The 16,992-nt window shown below is 41.9% G+C and carries 12 protein-coding genes and 1 pseudogene; 10 read left to right on the top strand and 3 right to left on the bottom strand.

Features of this window, described 5'->3' with window-relative positions; all coding sequences use genetic code 11:
- The first annotated feature begins 181 nt into the window (after positions 1-181).
- The 4 genes from GJB62_RS38055 to GJB62_RS22370 all read left to right on the top strand — a co-directional run bounded on the left by GJB62_RS38055 (position 182) and on the right by GJB62_RS22370 (position 4,204).
- Complete coding sequence (locus GJB62_RS38055; protein ID WP_258551460.1) at positions 182-580, top strand: TauD/TfdA family dioxygenase; 399 nt, start codon at positions 182-184, stop codon at positions 578-580.
- The gene (locus tag GJB62_RS38050; RefSeq protein WP_258551459.1) at positions 558-1,145 is read left to right on the top strand and encodes a TauD/TfdA family dioxygenase; all 588 of its coding nucleotides are present in this window, start codon (positions 558-560) and stop codon (positions 1,143-1,145) included. The genes GJB62_RS38055 and GJB62_RS38050 overlap by 23 nt, the downstream gene beginning before the upstream one ends.
- 571 nt (positions 1,146-1,716) lie before the next feature.
- Positions 1,717-3,069 carry a magnesium transporter gene (gene mgtE, locus GJB62_RS22375; protein WP_114083365.1) on the top strand — a complete coding sequence of 451 codons (1,353 nt, stop codon included), beginning with the start codon at positions 1,717-1,719 and terminating at the stop codon, positions 3,067-3,069.
- Between the two features lie 106 nt (positions 3,070-3,175).
- On the top strand, positions 3,176-4,204 hold the full coding sequence (locus GJB62_RS22370) for an aspartate carbamoyltransferase catalytic subunit (protein ID WP_114083364.1): 1,029 nt from the start codon (positions 3,176-3,178) through the stop codon (positions 4,202-4,204).
- A 222-nt stretch (positions 4,205-4,426) separates the two neighbouring features.
- Here GJB62_RS22370 and GJB62_RS22365 read toward each other — a convergent pair whose 3' ends face one another.
- On the bottom strand, positions 4,427-6,190 hold the full coding sequence (locus GJB62_RS22365) for a hypothetical protein (protein ID WP_114083363.1): 1,764 nt from the start codon (positions 6,188-6,190) through the stop codon (positions 4,427-4,429).
- Between the two features lie 650 nt (positions 6,191-6,840).
- Between GJB62_RS22365 and GJB62_RS22360 the strand changes: the two genes are divergently transcribed.
- The 4 genes from GJB62_RS22360 (at position 6,841) to GJB62_RS22345 (ending at position 10,473) form a co-directional block, all read left to right on the top strand.
- Positions 6,841-8,067 carry a succinate--CoA ligase subunit beta gene (locus tag GJB62_RS22360; protein ID WP_114083362.1) on the top strand — a complete coding sequence of 409 codons (1,227 nt, stop codon included), beginning with the start codon at positions 6,841-6,843 and terminating at the stop codon, positions 8,065-8,067.
- A gap of 91 nt (positions 8,068-8,158) precedes the next feature.
- Entirely contained in the window at positions 8,159-8,329 is a 171-nt protein-coding gene (locus GJB62_RS22355) for a hypothetical protein (protein ID WP_159402547.1), read from the top strand.
- Positions 8,307-9,188 (top strand): CoA-binding protein, encoded by an 882-nt coding sequence (locus tag GJB62_RS22350; protein ID WP_114083361.1) that lies wholly within the window; start codon positions 8,307-8,309, stop codon positions 9,186-9,188. The genes GJB62_RS22355 and GJB62_RS22350 overlap by 23 nt, the downstream gene beginning before the upstream one ends.
- 127 nt (positions 9,189-9,315) lie before the next feature.
- Positions 9,316-10,473 carry an IS630 family transposase gene (locus GJB62_RS22345; RefSeq protein WP_159402546.1) on the top strand — a complete coding sequence of 386 codons (1,158 nt, stop codon included), beginning with the start codon at positions 9,316-9,318 and terminating at the stop codon, positions 10,471-10,473.
- A 235-nt stretch (positions 10,474-10,708) separates the two neighbouring features.
- Here the strand turns inward: GJB62_RS22345 and GJB62_RS22340 are convergent.
- A pseudogene (locus GJB62_RS22340) lies at positions 10,709-11,929 on the bottom strand (ISL3 family transposase).
- Positions 11,930-12,192: 263 nt separating this feature from the next.
- On the opposite strand from GJB62_RS22340, the gene GJB62_RS22335 reads away from it, so the two are divergent.
- On the top strand, positions 12,193-12,993 hold the full coding sequence (locus GJB62_RS22335) for an IS982 family transposase (protein ID WP_209271453.1): 801 nt from the start codon (positions 12,193-12,195) through the stop codon (positions 12,991-12,993).
- 122 nt (positions 12,994-13,115) lie between these two features.
- On the opposite strand, the gene GJB62_RS22330 is transcribed toward GJB62_RS22335, so the two are convergent.
- Positions 13,116-14,309 (bottom strand): phosphotransferase, encoded by a 1,194-nt coding sequence (locus GJB62_RS22330; protein WP_114083881.1) that lies wholly within the window; start codon positions 14,307-14,309, stop codon positions 13,116-13,118.
- Positions 14,310-15,213: 904 nt separating this feature from the next.
- On the opposite strand from GJB62_RS22330, the gene GJB62_RS22325 reads away from it, so the two are divergent.
- Entirely contained in the window at positions 15,214-16,854 is a 1,641-nt protein-coding gene (locus GJB62_RS22325; protein ID WP_114083882.1) for an adenylate/guanylate cyclase domain-containing protein, read from the top strand.
- Positions 16,855-16,992: the final 138 nt, after the last annotated feature.

The following is a 16,992-nucleotide window of genomic DNA, read 5'->3' as shown; positions in this document are numbered from 1 at the left end:
TGTTATTTCAGCAGTCTAAAAATATATTTGCATTATACTACGGTAATTCGATCGATTTAGTGTATGATTCTAAAAACTACGACCGCTTCCTTTGGAATATTGCTTGTAGTGGATAGCAATATTCCAAAAGAAAAGGACGAGTGCGGACACCACCTTATAAATCAAACTTTGGAGAGTCTACATGGGCTACAAGCATATTGAAGTCAAACAAGTAGCTGGTTTCATTGGTGCTGAAATCAGCGGCGTGAATCTTTCGCGTCCTCTGAATGATGATGAAGTCAAAGAAATTCGCAAAGCGCTATTAAAGTGGAAAGTTGTGTTCTTCCGTGGTCAGAACATCGATCATGCTGCCCAGGTTGAGTTCACATCTCGTTTTGGCGAAGTGACTTTCGCGCATCCACTTGGAGAACCTGAACCAGTTGCGGGATTTCCGCAGATCAAACCCGTAGACCGTAGGCTCTATGAAAAGCAATATGGTTTTCGCAGTGGAGGCCCCTGGCACACAGACGTGACTGCGGCAATTAACCCACCAGCAGCGTCAATTTTGCGTGCAGTTAATGTTCCTAGCTTCTGGTGGTGACACCCAGTGGAGTAATCTAGTTGCAGCTTATGAGGGTTTGTCAGCACCTTTACGGGCGCTAGCAGACACATTGAAAGCTGAACATCGCTTCAATGGAGGTAAGCATCAGCCCCGCAACAGCAAGTTCACCGAGCGTATTGCTGTCAATCCACTAGTCTCAATCCACCCAGTTGTTAGGGTTCATCCTGAGACTGGTGAGCGTGCGTTGTTCGTTAACCCTGGCTTTACCTCGCACATTGTTGACGTGTCACCACAAGAGAGCAACCTGCTGCTGGAATTGTTCTTCAACCAAATCACCAAGCCTGCTTACACCACCCGTTTCCGTTGGAACAATGGTGATATCGCCTTCTGGGACAACCGCGCTACAGTGCATTTGGCTCCTCAAGATTTAGATCATTTGGATGTAGAGCGTCTCCTCTATCGCACCACCATTACTGGCGATGTTCCAGTTGGGGTTGATGGTTTCCGCTCAGAAGTGGTTCAAGGTGAAGCGTTCAGCGCAGAAGTACCAACCGTCTTCAAGCAAAAAGCCCAAAATCTGGAAGCACAACCAGTACTTTCGTAAACCACAAAATACTAAACCGGGCTGCGTGCATCTGCCTGACGCAGCCCATTATTGAAGTTCCTAAATAGATTTTTTTGTATATCCACCAGCATTTAATAGAATCATAAAATCTTTTTTTTGATTGCCGTGGATTATATTACTTGTATATCAGCCTTTATCCAAACAGAATTCTTCAATTTTGTCCAGGTAACTATGCATGAAGTTGCTTGATACAAAAGACTACTTATTAAGTTTGTAAATATTTTAACTCTGTGAATTTTGCGAGTAAATTCCTTGATTGGCTTGACATAGCTTCTAGCAGTAGTAAAATCTACTTTAAGTACACAGAAATTACCTAAATTTTAGGGCAATTAAATTAGTCAGAAATATTATAGATGCTGAATGCTAATATTCAGTGTCTACCTGAGAGTGCGATTCCGGGTTAGGATGATGACTAGCAATGCCTTAATTTAGATATCGATATTGAATTGTTGAAATTTTATGGGCAATAGTCCACCAGATGGCAGTATCAACCTCCTCTGAGCTGGCGAGGAAGTCTCCCAGCGCGGGGGAGACTTAGGAGATATATCTCATGCTCACACAAGATATTCGTGATTTGCTTACTGATACTACCGATTTAAACCAGTTGAAGTGGGATTTAAATCGCTTGCAACCTGTGGATGTGGGAGATTACATTACACAATTGCCTGAAAAACAACGCGCGATCGCATTCCGTTTACTCAACAAAGGTCAGGCAATCGATGTATTTGAATATCTGCCTACAGAGGTGCAGGAAGAACTAATTAATTCTCTCCATGATGTCCAAGTAGTGCAACTTGTAGAAGCAATGAGTCCCGACGAACGGGCAGAATTGTTTGATGAATTACCTGCTGGGGTAATCAAACGGCTATTGCAAGAACTGAGTCCAGAACAAAGGCAAGCAACAGCAACGATTCTCGGTTATCCAGAAGGCACTGCTGGACGGGTGATGACAACCGAATATGTTCGGTTGCGGCAAGGATTGACTGTAGGGGAAGCCCTAAGTAAAATCCGCCGTCAGGATGAAGACAAAGAGTCGATTTACTACGCCTACGTTACTGATGATAATCGGACGCTGGTAAGAGTAGTTTCACTGCGCCAGTTGCTATTTACCTTTCCTGATGTTTTCATCAAAGATATTTCTAGCGATCGCGTCATCAAAGTTAGAACTGAAACCCCTCAAGAAGAAGTGGCGCGAATCATGCAGCGCTACGACTTAATCGCTATCCCCGTAGTTGATCGGGAAGACCGATTGGTTGGCATCGTCACCATTGATGATGTCATGGATATTTTAGAAGAGGAAGCCACAGAAGATATTCAAAAACTCGCGGGTGTGAGTGGTGATGAAGTAGCTTTATCCTCTCCCTTACTCACCATCCGCAACCGCTTGCCTTGGCTATTGGGCATCATGGCTATGTATATTGGTGCAGCCAGTGCGATCGCGCCTTTTCAATCTGTAATTGCCGCAGTGCCAGTTTTAGCAGTAATCATGCCGATTTTTTCTAACACTGGTGGCACTGTTGGTATTCAATCATTAACGGTGACAATTCGCGGCTTAGGGGTGGGTGAGGTAACACCCAAAGATACCTTGAAAATTCTCCGCAAGGAACTTCTAGCTGGTTTAGGTACAGCCCTAGCTTTAGCCACAACAATGATCCTGCTTTCCTTAATTTGGGCGCGGCCCCAAGAACGATGGGTGGCTTTAATTGCCGGAATGGTAATGGCAACTAATACAATTGTGGCTGTTACACTCGGTACTTTATTGCCAATGGGTTTGACACGGCTGAAGCTTGACCCTGCTTTGGTTAGTGGCCCGTTAGTGACTACAATGCTAGATACAATTGGATTTTTAACGTTCCTCAGCTTAATTTCTCTAGCTTTAAACGTTTTCCATTTACCAACTTGAAAGGATTGGGAATGGGGCATTGGGCATTGGGCATTGATTACTTCTCCCTTATCTCCCCCAGTCCTCCAGTTCCCAATCACCAGTCCCCAGTCCCCAGTCCTCAAATATGCCTACTACCACCTGGAATCGTCATCACATTCTTTCCCTAGCCGACTTCACTACCACTGAATACGATACAGTTTTGCAAACTGCTGCCAGTTTTCAAGAGGTGCTATCGCGGCGGACGAAAAAAGTGCCAACTTTGCAGGGACAGGTGGTGGCGAATTTATTTTTTGAATCTTCTACGCGTACTCGCAGCAGTTTTGAACTCGCGGCGAAACGCTTAAGTGCAGATACGCTCAACTTTGCCGCCGCTACATCTTCGATGACTAAGGGAGAAACTATTCTCGACACGGCGAAGACTTATTTGGCTATGGGAACTGATATTATGGTAGTCCGCCATCGAGAGGCTGGAGTACCAAATGCGATCGCAGCTGAAATGGATCGTTTAGGTGTACGAGTTAGTGTCCTTAATGCTGGTGATGGTCAACATGAGCATCCTTCCCAAGCACTGCTAGATTTATTTACCATAACTACTCTAATTGACCCAGCTAGCCCCCGACTGGAACTTTTAAAGGGGAAAAAGATTGCCATTGTTGGAGATATTCTTCATTCTCGTGTGGCGCGATCGAATATTTGGAGTTTAATTGCCAGTGGGGCCGAAGTCCATCTGGCAGCACCACCAACCCTCTTACCCAAATTATTTGCCGAGTACATTTCTGAAGAATTAGGAGTCAGAAATCAGGAGTTATCCCCCCACTTCTCCACTCCGCCACTTTTTCTACATTGGCAGCTAGAACCAGCTTTACAAGATGCCGACTTTGTGATGACTCTGCGCCTACAAAAGGAGCGTATGACGGCTCATTTATTGCCAAGTTTGCGAGAATATCATCAGCTATTTGGCATTACACGTACAAAATTGCAACTTTGTAAACCTAATGTTAAAGTTTTGCATCCAGGCCCCGTTAACCGTGGTGTTGAAATTAGTTCTGAATTGATGGATGATCCAGAATTTAGTCTTATTCAATCGCAAGTTACTAGCGGTATCGCCGTTCGCATGGCGCTACTATATTTATTAGGTAGCGGCAAAGCTTAATTTTGACAATAGATTTTCACCTGTTGACATCCTCACCGCCGTGAACGCACTCTTAAGAAGGAGTAATGAGTAATGAGTAACAAGTAATGAGTAATAAGTAATAAGTAATGAGTAAATACCCATGTTTTCATCCACTCATTACTCATTACTCCTTACTCATTAATTTAAATCCGTGCTGGAAGCACGAGGTTTTAAACCCATTTTTCTGATAATTGGCAGATTTTACCCACCCAAAGTCCGAGTATAAATTACCTGGCCTTGAGAATCATAAAGGATAAGGGACAGGTTGGCATTGTCACTAATTACAGCTAGAGCTTCTCGTAAGATTTGCAAGTGATTGGTAATATCAACAGCAGTACTAGAATTCTCAGAATAAGGATTAGCCAAGTTATTTTGTCTTACTTGGTCATACTCAGAAGTTAAACGGACAATGATTCCTGCATTGTCTATGGTAAAGGTACAAATCTGAATTTCATTAATACAGGTTTTATCCAAATCAGTGCGGGTTTGTTGCAAACTACTAACAACTTGTATTTTTTCTTGTGCTTGTTTAAGGGCTGTTGAATAGGGTTCGATGAGGGACTGAGCTTGAGTGTAGTACAAGCTATCTTGGGAAATTTTTTTAACAGTTTGTAAAGCCTGCTCCCAGTATGTCGCGGCTGCTTGCCATTGGTTTTGTTGCTCATAAAGCTTTGCTTGCTTGGCGGTGCTAAGAACTTGTTGGTAGGTTTTAACAGCTAATTGTTCCTTAGTCGCGCGATCGCGTGCCGCCATCAGTTTAGGTTTATAATCTACCAACAGCTTTTCAGCTTCTTGGTATCTAGGGCTAGTTAAGGGAATACTATTCAAAGCATTAATCGCCACCAGCCAAGTAGACCGCACCTTTTGCCAATCATTCAAAGATTTAGCAGTACTTTCTTGCTTTTCGGCAGCACTAGCTACAGCTTTTGCTGCTGTTAATTTTTTTAGCCATTTTTCCTCAGTAAATATCTGCTGATTTACAGCGTGCAAACGAACTCGATAATTAATCAATTTCCCTTGCACTAGCCCATAGAGTTCACTGTCGGGACTTATAGTTTCTAGTGGTGCTATAGCCTGTCGCCATAAATGTTGTCTAGCTTGTAATTCCTCTAGGCTAGATGCAGGAGTTTGAACTTTTTGTGTCGCCAAAGATCCTGTCTGCAAAGCCTTGACTACCTGGTTGATTTTTTCTGACCGTCCAGACAAACTTGCTTTTAGTTCTTCTGATACCTGGGAACGAAGCGACCAACGAGGAATTACATTCAAGGCTGTACTAGCTGCCGCAAGTTGCTGTTGTACGGCTACTAATTCTTGTTCAGACTTAGCACGGCGGATCAATTGTGGAGATTTTGTTTTTAATCGCTCGGCATTTTGTATTTCTTTACACTCCGACATTACACAAGGGCGAGTCAAGAAGTAAGCACCACTGCCTAAGACGACAATTCCCGCTAAGGCTACACCTAGCAGCATGGGTTTGATTACGAATGCTTTTGAAGTCGGTAAATTTGGCGCATCTGCAAACGGGTCAAACAGTTCCTCTTCCTCTGTCTCATCAAGTGATGGAGAATAAGTCAAAGCAGATGAAGAAATCGGATAAAAGTATTGCCCCTCTGCTCCCCCTGCCTCCCCTGCTCCCACTACTTCCTCATCTCCCCATCCTCTCGTCTGCTTCAGGGGTAGAAAACATTTGGCATAAGGGAGTTGTTCACCAGAAACTCTGAGGAAACATTGTACTCGCTGTTCTCTGTGGGGTGCTAGAGACTGAAGTACTTCCTCAATGACTGCAAAGATTGTCTGAGCGTCAGCTATTACATCTGATTCATGTTGCGTTAAAATCATTAACCCGTCTTTATTGACGGCACACTTAACCTCGAAGACTTCAGCCGATGAGACTTCTACAAGCAATTGTTCCTGCAAAGTCTTGGCTAAAAGCTGTAAATCTTCGTGCTGGACTGCTACTTTCATAGAGCTTTCCCGCTTAACTTCTATATTGTTTTGATTATTTTTAAGAGGATGAAATGAACTTTTTAGTTTTGTTGAATGCAAATGCACAGTTTAACCAACCACAGCCTGAAAATCTGAACGACCAACTTTCTAACACAAATTCTGACTTTTAACCAAAAATTAAAAAAGCAATTATTGTTCGCGGCGCTACATTTTCACGCTACTAGATGCAAGATTAAATAATCTGTCTTCAGATATAAATTACAAATAAAAAATGGGAATAATAGGAATTTTGAGTATTTTCACTGCATTATTTTGCGACAGTTAAATTTAGAGTAGCTACTATTCTGTAAAATTTTGGTTGCAGAGCAGTTGTGAAAATTTTATCCAAAGGTTAAGGAAACAGTGCTAGGTCAGAGGGTTTTGACAGAAATGGTAGTTATCTTCTATGCTGGGAAACTTACTGAGGAGATTAATTACCTGTTGTGGCTCTGGCACAAACAGGTTAGCTATCAAAATTAATATGCCTCATTTGCTGGGTTCGATAAAATTGATACGTAGAAAAATAAATTTTTATAGCTGCCAAAAGCTTAATTTTTAAATAAAAGTGCTGCAAAATATTAAAACAGCATTCACTAAAAGCTTGGAAAGTGTCAATACAAGGTGTATCAATGGATTTATTAGAGTATCAAGTTAAAGAATGGTTTGGGAAGATAGGCATTCCGGTCTTGCCCTCCCAACGGATTGACCATCCTACAGATTTGAAACGTTTAAAAATTCGCTTTCCGATTGTGCTGAAATCTCAAGTACATGGAGCAGAGCGGGCAAAAGCGGGTGGAGTCAGGTTTGCCGAAACGACAATTGATGCGATCGCAGCTGCTCAAAATATTTTTAGTCTACCAATATGGGGCGAATTGCCAGAAGTGGTGCTGGCAGAATCCCAATACGATGCGAACCAGGAATTTTATCTAGCGGTAGTTTTAGACACTGCTGTCTGCCGACCAGTACTTTTAGGTTGTAAAGAAGCAGACATCGATTGGGAATCTGCTGGGGAAAAAATGCACCATGTTGTCGTGGAACAGGAATTTTCGCCATTTTATGCCCGAAGACTGGCTTTGAAAATGGGTTTACAAGGGACGCTGATGCAGTCGGTAAGCAGCGTTTTGGAGAAGATGTACCACTTATTTGTGCAAAAAGACCTGGATTTAGTCGAAATAAATCCCTTGGCAGTCAGTGCTAATGGTCAAGTTATGGCTCTTAATGGTAAAGTCAGGATTAACGAACGGGCAATCAAGCGTCATCCAGACCTGGCTGAGATGGCTGCAAAAATTATCAGCCGTCATACCAGTACTGAAATTAATGGTATTTTAGGTGACTGGGATGGTGTAAAAATGCACGGTAAAATCGGTATTTTAGGTAATGGTACTGGTTCAGTGATGGCAACTTTGGATTTAGTCGCCAATGCTGGTGGCAATCCAGGTGTTTGTTTAAATTTACGTCATGCTTTCCTCACAGATACAACACCAACTACCTTCCGCGATCGCCTAGAGACAGGTCTGAAAATCCTGGAAGCTGACAAAAGCATTCAAGTAATACTAATAAACTTTCTGGGTAGCATTCCTCAAACTGAGGAAGTGGTTGAAGTTATAGCCAGAGTTGTAGAGCAAGACAACAGTGAACTTGAATCACAAGTTGTACGTTCTAATGGTAGTAAAAGTCGTCAAGTACAGCATTTTACACCCTTAGTTATCCGTCTTGCTGGTTCTGAATTTGATGCTGCTAGAAAATATTTAGCAACACTAAAAACCCACAGCAATGCGCTACTCGTGGTAGAAAATTTAGATGAGGCAGTAGCGGCAGCAGTTCGTCTTGCTAAACCAACTGCTAATAAAAAGTAGTGACTGTGATTTTGTTCCAAATCAAAAATTATTAATTTTTACCACGTAAATATATTGTTGGGAATTGGGCATTAGCCTGGATTTCTCACAAGTGAGAAATCCAAGGGGTGTGGGAGGTGTGGGAGGTGTGGGAGGATGGGGAAGAAGTCTTACCCCCCACACTCCCCACACTCCTCTACACCCTCCCCCTGTCTCCTGTGGCTTAACTCACTGGGTTGTCAAACTTACGGTAATTTTTTATGAACCTAACGCCAGAAAGTAAAGTAATAATTCAAGGCTTTTGTGAATTTATATCAGGCACTCATGTTGCTCAAATGCAAGCTTATGGTACGAATTTGGTAGCAGGTGTCAATCCGGGATGTGGCGGACAGGAACTGCATGGACTGCCAGTATTTGACTTAGTAGAGGAGGTAATAAAACAATTTGGGGTAATTGACACAACAATTATCTGTGTAGATCCTTACGACGTTCTAGATGCTGCATTAGAAGCGATCGCATCTCATATTAGCCAGATTATTATTATCACTGCTGGCGTGCCACCTTTGGATATGGTGCAATTACTCCGCAAAGCCGAAGCCTGTGAAACTTTGGTAATCGGGCCTAACAGTCCGGGGATCATTGTGCCAGGAAAAATTCTTTTAGGCACTCAACCTAGTGAGTTTTATACTCCTGGGGCAGTGGGAATCGTTAGTCGTAGTAGCACTCTCACCTACGAAGTTGCTTACGAATTAACAAAAGCAGGTTTGGGGCAGTCGATTAGTGTCAGTATTGGTAGTGATGCGATCGTTGGTTCCTCCTTTCTCCAATGGTTGCAAATTCTGGATGAGGATGAAACTACAGAGGCGATCGTTTTAGTCGGTCAACCAGGTGGTGGTAGTGAAGAAGCAGCAGCCCGGTATATTGCTGAAGCAATTGATAAACCAGTAATTGCCTACATTGCAGGTAGACAAGCGCCACCAGGAAAAAGTTGGCGGCAAACAGGGACTTTAGCAACGGTTATCGGACGCGATCCTAACTTTGGCACAGCCCAAAGTAAATTAGCTGCTTTAAAAGAAGCAGAAGTTCCAGTAGCTGAACGCCCTTCTCAGATTCCAGAATTATTGAGAAAGGAAATTGATTAAGTTAGGTCGGCGAAATTAAAGCTAACTGGCTAAGTACAGCTTTGCTTAAATTCGTAGCGAATTGACAGGGGTAAATTGTTGACGGTAAGGTGAGGATACGTGGACTATCCCTCAAGCATTCGGTACTATGGCTGGTCGGCAAAAAACCTACAAGGTGCAGCTAACAGAAGAGGAAAAAGAACTGTTGCAGCAGCAAGCGAATGCCCGAAAAACAGGGCAAAGCAAAGGCAAACGAGCCAAAATAATACTTACAACTGCTGAAAATTCAGATTGGACAGATGCTCAAATTGCTCAAAATATCGGCTGTTCACAAGCCCTTGTTCGGAAATGGCGCAAACGTTGGTGTCAAACTCGTAGTCTAGAAGAAGCACCCCGTCCAGGTCGTCCTCGGATATTTGAAGCAATTATACGAGCAAAAGTTACTGCGTTCGCGCTTCGCGTTGCCGCAGGCATCGCTTGCAGCAACCCAAGGGATTTTGATCTTCCCTTGGCGAGGTGGAGTTGTAGCGATATTGCAGCACATCTAGTCATGCTAGGCATTGTAGTATCCATAGCGACTTCAACAGTCTGGCGATGGCTAAAATCTGAGCGGATAAAACCTTGGCGGTTTCATACTTGGATGCATCGGATTGATGATAATTTTGTTGCAAAAGCAACCCCTGTACTTAAACTGTATGCTCAGGCAAAATTTTTGATTAAAGCTGGATTCTGGGTGGTATGTGTGGATGAAAAAACTTCCATCCAAGCACGATCCGGCTTACATCCAAATATTGGGGCAGGTGTCAAACAACCAGTTCACTTTGCAGCCAGATATGCCCGAAAAGGAGCAACACATCTTTTTGCGGCTTTGAGCGTTGCTGATGGTCTGATTTATGGTTGTTGTCGCCCAACAAAAACATTCCTTGATTTTCAAGGATTTCTTTTAGAAGTATTGATACCAGAAGCCATTCGTCGGGGTATGCGCCATATTTATTTAATCCTTGACAACGGCTCTACCCATGCCCCAAAACAATTACAGGCTTGGTTGAATCAGAAGCAAAAAGAAGACGGTTGGAATTTTACGGTGGAAGTGGTCTGGCTACCAAAATATGCTTCATGGTTAGATCAAATTGAAATTTGGTTCAGCATTTTACAACGTAAATTACTGACTCCAAATGATTTTCCTGACCTCAAGACCTTACAGCAACGTATAACTGATTTCATCGTCCGTCACAATGATTCAGCCCAACCAATCAAATGGTCATATACAGTAGCCCAGATGATGGAGAAATTCGCTACGAATTAATGCAAAGCTGTACTAAGGCTGTCATTTGTCCTTTGTCATTGGTCATTAGTAAGGGTTTTAAGCGTATTTAACCTGAGTTCGGGATAAGGAAAAGGACAGGTAGTAAGCTGAAAATAACAACAAATCCAGCAGCCTGTCCTATGTTTAGTTTAGATGCTTTGTTCTGTCATGTAGATGATTTCTGTAAAGCGTTTGAAGCGCAATGGCACAAAAAATTGTGGTTCATCCGTTACTTTTATGGAGAATTAATAGAAAAGTGCCAGTTTAATAAACTGCGTAATCGAAAATTGCTAAAATTCCGAAAGCCATACCCAAGTCTTTTAATTAACTTGAGTTTATTATTAATTCCTTCTACAGTACCACTGGTAGTTCTGCCATCAAAATAACCGACTATTTCCCCAAACCATCTCACCATTGTCCCTAGACTTTTCGGAAAGTATGAACGTGCATCATACATCCAATCTAATAATTGTGTTATGCTATCTCCCCAAGATTTAGTGGTTTCAAATATCTGGCGGAATTGTTCTTTAAGTGCGTGCATTTTAGCCAGAGTCGGCGACACCTATAACACGGAGTTTAATTTTGATTTTTGCTTTTCGTTTAAAGAATCTTCATTTTTAATTAAACTATATTTGCTTTTAGTTAATGCCTCTAGTTGGCGAGATTTTTCGGATTTATCTTCTAACGACATTGCTGCTTTCTTCTCAGTTTTACGCATCCGATCTAATTCATCATTTACTTGTTTCATCACATGAAACCTGTCAGCAGTTATGTTAGCATTTGGCATTAAATCTTCTACTAAGCTTTTATAAGGCGACCAGAGATCAATACTCACTTATTCTATTTGATTAAGTACTTCAAATCCCCAGCCAGCAATTACTTCACGGATATCTTCTATTCGTCGTGATTGCACTATTTCAATTGGCTTATGAGTATCTAAATCCACTAATACTGCTAAGTAGTTTCCTTGACCTTTAACTAAAGCTATTTCATCTATACCTAACTTTTTTACCTGGCTTAGATTAATATTTAATATTTGTGAAGCTTGCTTTTTTAACATTGATTCTACTTCTTCATCACTCAATCCATTCCTTTCGGCAACACTATGAATATTACTATTTAATACTTGTTGTACTATGTCTGTTGCTAATCTTTTTGTATATCCTTTACTTTTATCTACAAAATCCAATTTCTCACTAAAGACTTTTTTACATTTATGACATTTGAACTGGCGACGATTTATTTTTAAGAGTACTGGCTTTTTACTCCAAGATAAATCATGAATCATCCGCCAATGATTTTGATGTATACTCTGAGTATTTTGCCCACAAGATGGGCAAGTCGAATAGTTAACGCTTTTTTCTATCGTTATAATTATTTCTTCCCCTTCAATTTCTTGAAAATCTAATACTTTCATATCGGGCAGATTCAGGATTTGCTCTACAGTAAATTTCATAGCGATACCTACGGCACACTGCGTGAAAGCCTTAATTTTTACTGTGTTATAGTATAAATCATGCTATTTGGATTATTTCAGTATACGTGAAACTGCTACAATGCTTACACAGTCTATGTTTTAAGGATAAATATCATTAAAATGTAGTTAATAAAATTTACTAAAATTTAGTAATCACCATAAAAGCACCGGAAGAACCAAAATTGTTAAATCATGGAGGAATAAAACGTGTCCGTGGTAAAAGCTTATGTTTAAGTGAAATCATGACAATTATCATCGCTTTTCATCAAAATCACTACCGGAATTTCAAGCATTTTTATTTAAATCAAGTAAAACAGCAGTGGAGTTCTGCGTTTCCAGGTCTTCCTTCTTATCAACGATTTATTGAATGGATGCCATCAACCTTGATACCTTTGTGTGTCTATCTGAAGCATTGTTTTGGACAATGTACGGGTATCGGTTTTATCGATTCAACTTGTTTGAAGGTATGTCATAATCGTCGTATTTCTAGGCATAAGGTTTTTGAAGGTTTAGCCGCCCGTGGCAAGACTTATGTGGATTGGTTTTTTGGTTTTAAGCTGCATCTGGTCGTCAATGAGTTTGGTCAACTCTTAAATGTATCTCTGACTCCTGGTAATGTTGATGACCGTCAGCCAGTACCCGATTTACTGAGTGGTCTGTTTGGCAAAATCTTTGCCGATAGAGGTTATGTTTCCCAAAAACTCGCTTCTCAACTTTTACAAGACTTCGGAATTGAATTTTTTGCCAAACCCCGTCGCAATATGAAGAATAAGCTAATGCGTCTTCATGACAAGCTTTTGTCCCGTAAACGCTCAATTATTGAGACGATTAACGACCAACTCAAGAACATTTCTCAGATTGAACATTCCAGACACCGAAGCCCCGTTAATTTTTGCGTTAACGTTCTTTGCGGATTAAGGGACTTCCAAATAAAAAAATATCCCAAAGTCGATAGCAAAATTCTCTCTATTTCCCTTCACTCTGTGTTCTCTGCGTCTCTGTGGTTTGTTTATTTGGATAATTTATTTCTTGGAAATCCCTAATCGCTTATTGTCATCAACCTAAGAAACCTAGCCTTCAACTGGAGTGGCTTTTACCTCCTTATCTTTAACCCGAACTCAGGTTATTTACGTTTCGTAACATACTTAGTTTTTTTAACGCCAACTTACTTAATTACAAAAAGCGAAGGAAGCAATAATCTGGCTTCGTCTGCCAATTCTAATCCATGAGTAATAGCGATCGCTCTTGATGTGATAATCTCGTCAAAAGTTCGCCCAAAGCGTTGCTCTAGCCAGCTATGACGAGATTCGTTTTGCACTAGCTTTAACAGCCTCCCTGCGATTAGACCAAAATGAAGTGCCGCGAAAGCAGCATAAGTAAAGCGCACAACACGTTCATCCCCATTCCACCCAGCAGAACGCAACCCCGTTAAGTAACCCTCAAGCACAAGTTTTTCCAAGAGTATCAGTGATGAACTATCGACGAACAACAAGAAAACGCTGTCCAGCACCAAATTTATGATGTCTTCTCCCAAGACACCATAGCCAACAAAAGACCAATCGATGAGAACAGTCTGGTCATTGCCATCTGCGTTACGTCGAGAAAACAAGTTGTTGGGCGTAATATCAAAGTGGCAGAGTGTATGGGGTGCTTTGTCCACAGCATCGAGAAGGATATAGCGATCGCTCCACAAGTCCATGACGCGATCGCCGATATCTGGGGAAAATATCTGTTTTAATAGCGGGTGCTGCCATACAGCAGGTTCTCGCAACGCTTCTAAAGCAGTACTATCGATATTAGATACCCATGCTCGATGCCAGTCACGACTCAGCCAAAGCTCAGAAGGCAATAATTGCGCCATTACATAGCTGCCTTGTAAATAGCCAAGGTGACGGGCTGCCACACCAAAGCGCTCCAGGGGCCAAATAGTGCCGGGACTGCCCTGAATATCCTCTAGCCACAGCCAGACGACATTAGGAGACGGTTCTGTAACCGCGAAACAACGGGGGGCTACTAAGTCGTCAGTCAAATTATTGAGGATTCCTGACGTATATATCAACGCCTCACGCTGCCAGTAATTCCAGTGTGTGGGGTCTTTAGAGGAATTGAAAATAGAGCCAGCATTTTCTGGTTGTAGGTGCAAAATCTTCAGAATTACCGACCAAGATAATTGTTCGCTGCCATTGTTAGCAATACCAGTAATGCGCTGCAAACCGGCTGTAACGTTATTAACAATATGGTGAGCGATCGCTTCGGAGTGCCATTCGCCCAAAGTGGCAGTTTTACTGTCGAGTATACGACGGACAACGGTCGTTAATGTCACCTCATCAATTAGCGGATGCGCGGAAGGTGAATTCATTGGATCAATACTTTATAAAATTTCATCGACTACTTGATGAGGGCTTACACAAACAATAGCCAAAACTCTGATTTTCAGGTATGAGCAATTCATCAATTGTCCCTACAGCGTTTAGTGTAAGTCCATCTTTCATCATCACCAAAAGTTTCCAAGAACCATACAAACACCAAACTTAAAATTAAGATAACGTGAGTTCGACAAGTCTTATTTGACCTCTCCCCCAACCCCTCTCCGACACGGAGAGGGGAGCAAAAAGCTGAATTTTTCGTTGCTCCTCGCTTTCCGTTTCGGAGAGGGAGGCTGGGAGGGAGAGGTTCATCGAACTCACGTTAAGATAAGTACAATTGCAGATATGTGTTTGCGTTTGGGCATGACAGTCTCTTAGGGGTAAAAAAATGACTCTTGTGTAAAGGATTCAGGTGCGGCATTGCGAAATTCCCTTTTCGTCACATTATATTTAGTCCACATGGGCACTAATGAATGAGTAGCATTTGATTAGGGCGATGCTTGCTTGCGATCGCGAAAAATGTGGTTAAAGATGGTGCTTTTGAGTAGCGATTGAGTAGTATGATTGAAACCCAAGCCTGAAAGTACTGTCCAGCCAGGGGAGAAGCACATTAGTTTAGAATTACCGCCCAATTAAATCAGTCGCTCATGGGGGAAATCCTTTTGACGCTAGCCTCTGCGTTGTAGCGACTAGCACGACACGGAGAAACGAGAGTTTGACAGATATTTTGCGGAAATCCTACAAACCTCCAGCAAAATAGCCTGATTCAATGTAATATCTGTCACATACAGTTGTCGGAATGCAGTTAACAGTGTCATAAAGAAAAGGCGAGGTTAACCTATAGGGTAGAACTTACCTGAGAGTTGCTTGCACCTCTAGCTTTGATGGATCACATTCATGACTGAACTCACGCTACGCCTAAAAGAGGGAGATACGGAGACAACGATCGCAGTCGATCAAGGTATATTCACAATTGGTCGTTTGCCGGAATGTAACTTGTACTTACCTTTTGCTGGAGTCTCCCGCAACCATGCTCGCCTGATGAAAACAGCAGACGGTGTGTGGACTATTGAGGATCTGGGCAGCAAAAACGGGACGCAAGTCAATAAATATCTGATTAACTGTCCCCAAGAGTTGCATCATGGTGATATCGTTTGGTTGGGCAATGTTAGCCTGGTAGTAATGCTCACAAGCGCTGTTGCTCAATCGATATCTGAGTATCACGCAAGTTCGGAAAATAATGAGCAGAGAACAATTCTGCACAATGTCGAACAATTACAACAGCAATGGATTGCAGCTGATAGCAAGGATGGGAATATCAGCAATAAGGACAAAACCATTGCCCGTCTCAAAGACTTAGTGGACATAGCGAAAAATCTCTGTGCAGCGGCATCTATAGAAGAAATTTTTTCTCAAGTGCAGCAAGTAGTTTTTCGTTACCTTGATAGTATTGATCGCTTGGGACTATTAATTGATGTTAATGGTTGCGGTCAATTAGAGTTAGTGAACGCAGCTACGAGAAATATTTCCCAACAAAAACATCTACCCTCAGATGGAAGTTGGATCAGTCGGAGTATCTGTCAAAAGGTATTTGACGAAAAAGTTGTGATTCAAACCGCCGATACCCATCAGGATGAACGGTTTGCTAGTGAACAGAGTATTTTAGTCAAAGGCATTCGTAGCGCGATGGCAGTGCCTTTATGGGATGAAAATAAAGTTGTAGGCGTACTCTATGCCGATGCCAATCTTTCTTCTTACCATTGGGCAAATGAAGGCGAGGAAGAACTCAGCTTTTTTTCGGCTTTAGCAAACCTTGTAGCTTCGAGTGTGCAGCGTTGGCTATTGGTAGAGAAACTCAAAACTGAAGAGATGATTCGTCACCGATTAGAACGCTATCATTCTCCAGCAGTTGTGCAGCAGTTGATTTCTGTAGGCGGATTACCGGGTGGCCGTTTAGCACCAGCCGAGAGCGAAATCAGTATCTTATTTGCAGATTTAGTAGGTTTTACAGCAATTTCTGAACGGTTAACACCAACTGCGATCGCTCAACTATTAAATAATTTATTTGAAGAAATGCTAAAAGAAGTGTTTACTTGCGGCGGCACTTTAGATAAATATATTGGCGATTGTATTATGGCATTTTTTGGCGCTCCAGAACCGCAAGCAGATCACGCCGATCGCGCTGTTACTGCTGCCAAAGGAATGCTCACTCGTCTCGAACATTTAAATGCCAATGGTTTTTGGCACGAACCCCTGCAATTACGGATTGCTATCAATAGCGGTAAGGCTGTTGTGGGAGATGTCGGTAGTTCCCAAAGGGTAGATTATACGGCATTAGGCGCGACGATTAATCTTGCTGCTCGGATGGAAGCAGTTTGTCCCCCTAGTGAATGTGTGATTAGTCAAGCCACTCATAAAATGCTTTCACTACCTGAAGACTTCCAAGAAATGGGAGACTATCGTTTCAAAGGTATTGATCGATTAGTTAAGGTTTATCAGACAAATTTGCAGCAAGTGCCAACAATTATTGGCTATTAGTCATTTGTCATTTGTCATTTGTCATTGTCGATGGCGCAGTCTCTCGTAGATAAGTATTGGGTATGGGTATTGGAAAACCAATTAACAAATGACTAATAACGAATGACTAATTTCTCAAGATAAATACGTAGTTAAGTT

The organism is Nostoc sp. ATCC 53789, from assembly GCF_009873495.1.
Classification (GTDB): Bacteria; Cyanobacteriota; Cyanobacteriia; order Cyanobacteriales; family Nostocaceae; genus Nostoc; species Nostoc muscorum_A.
Note: the sequence above shows the minus strand (reverse complement) of the source record. Positions and strands in the feature narration are given on the sequence as shown.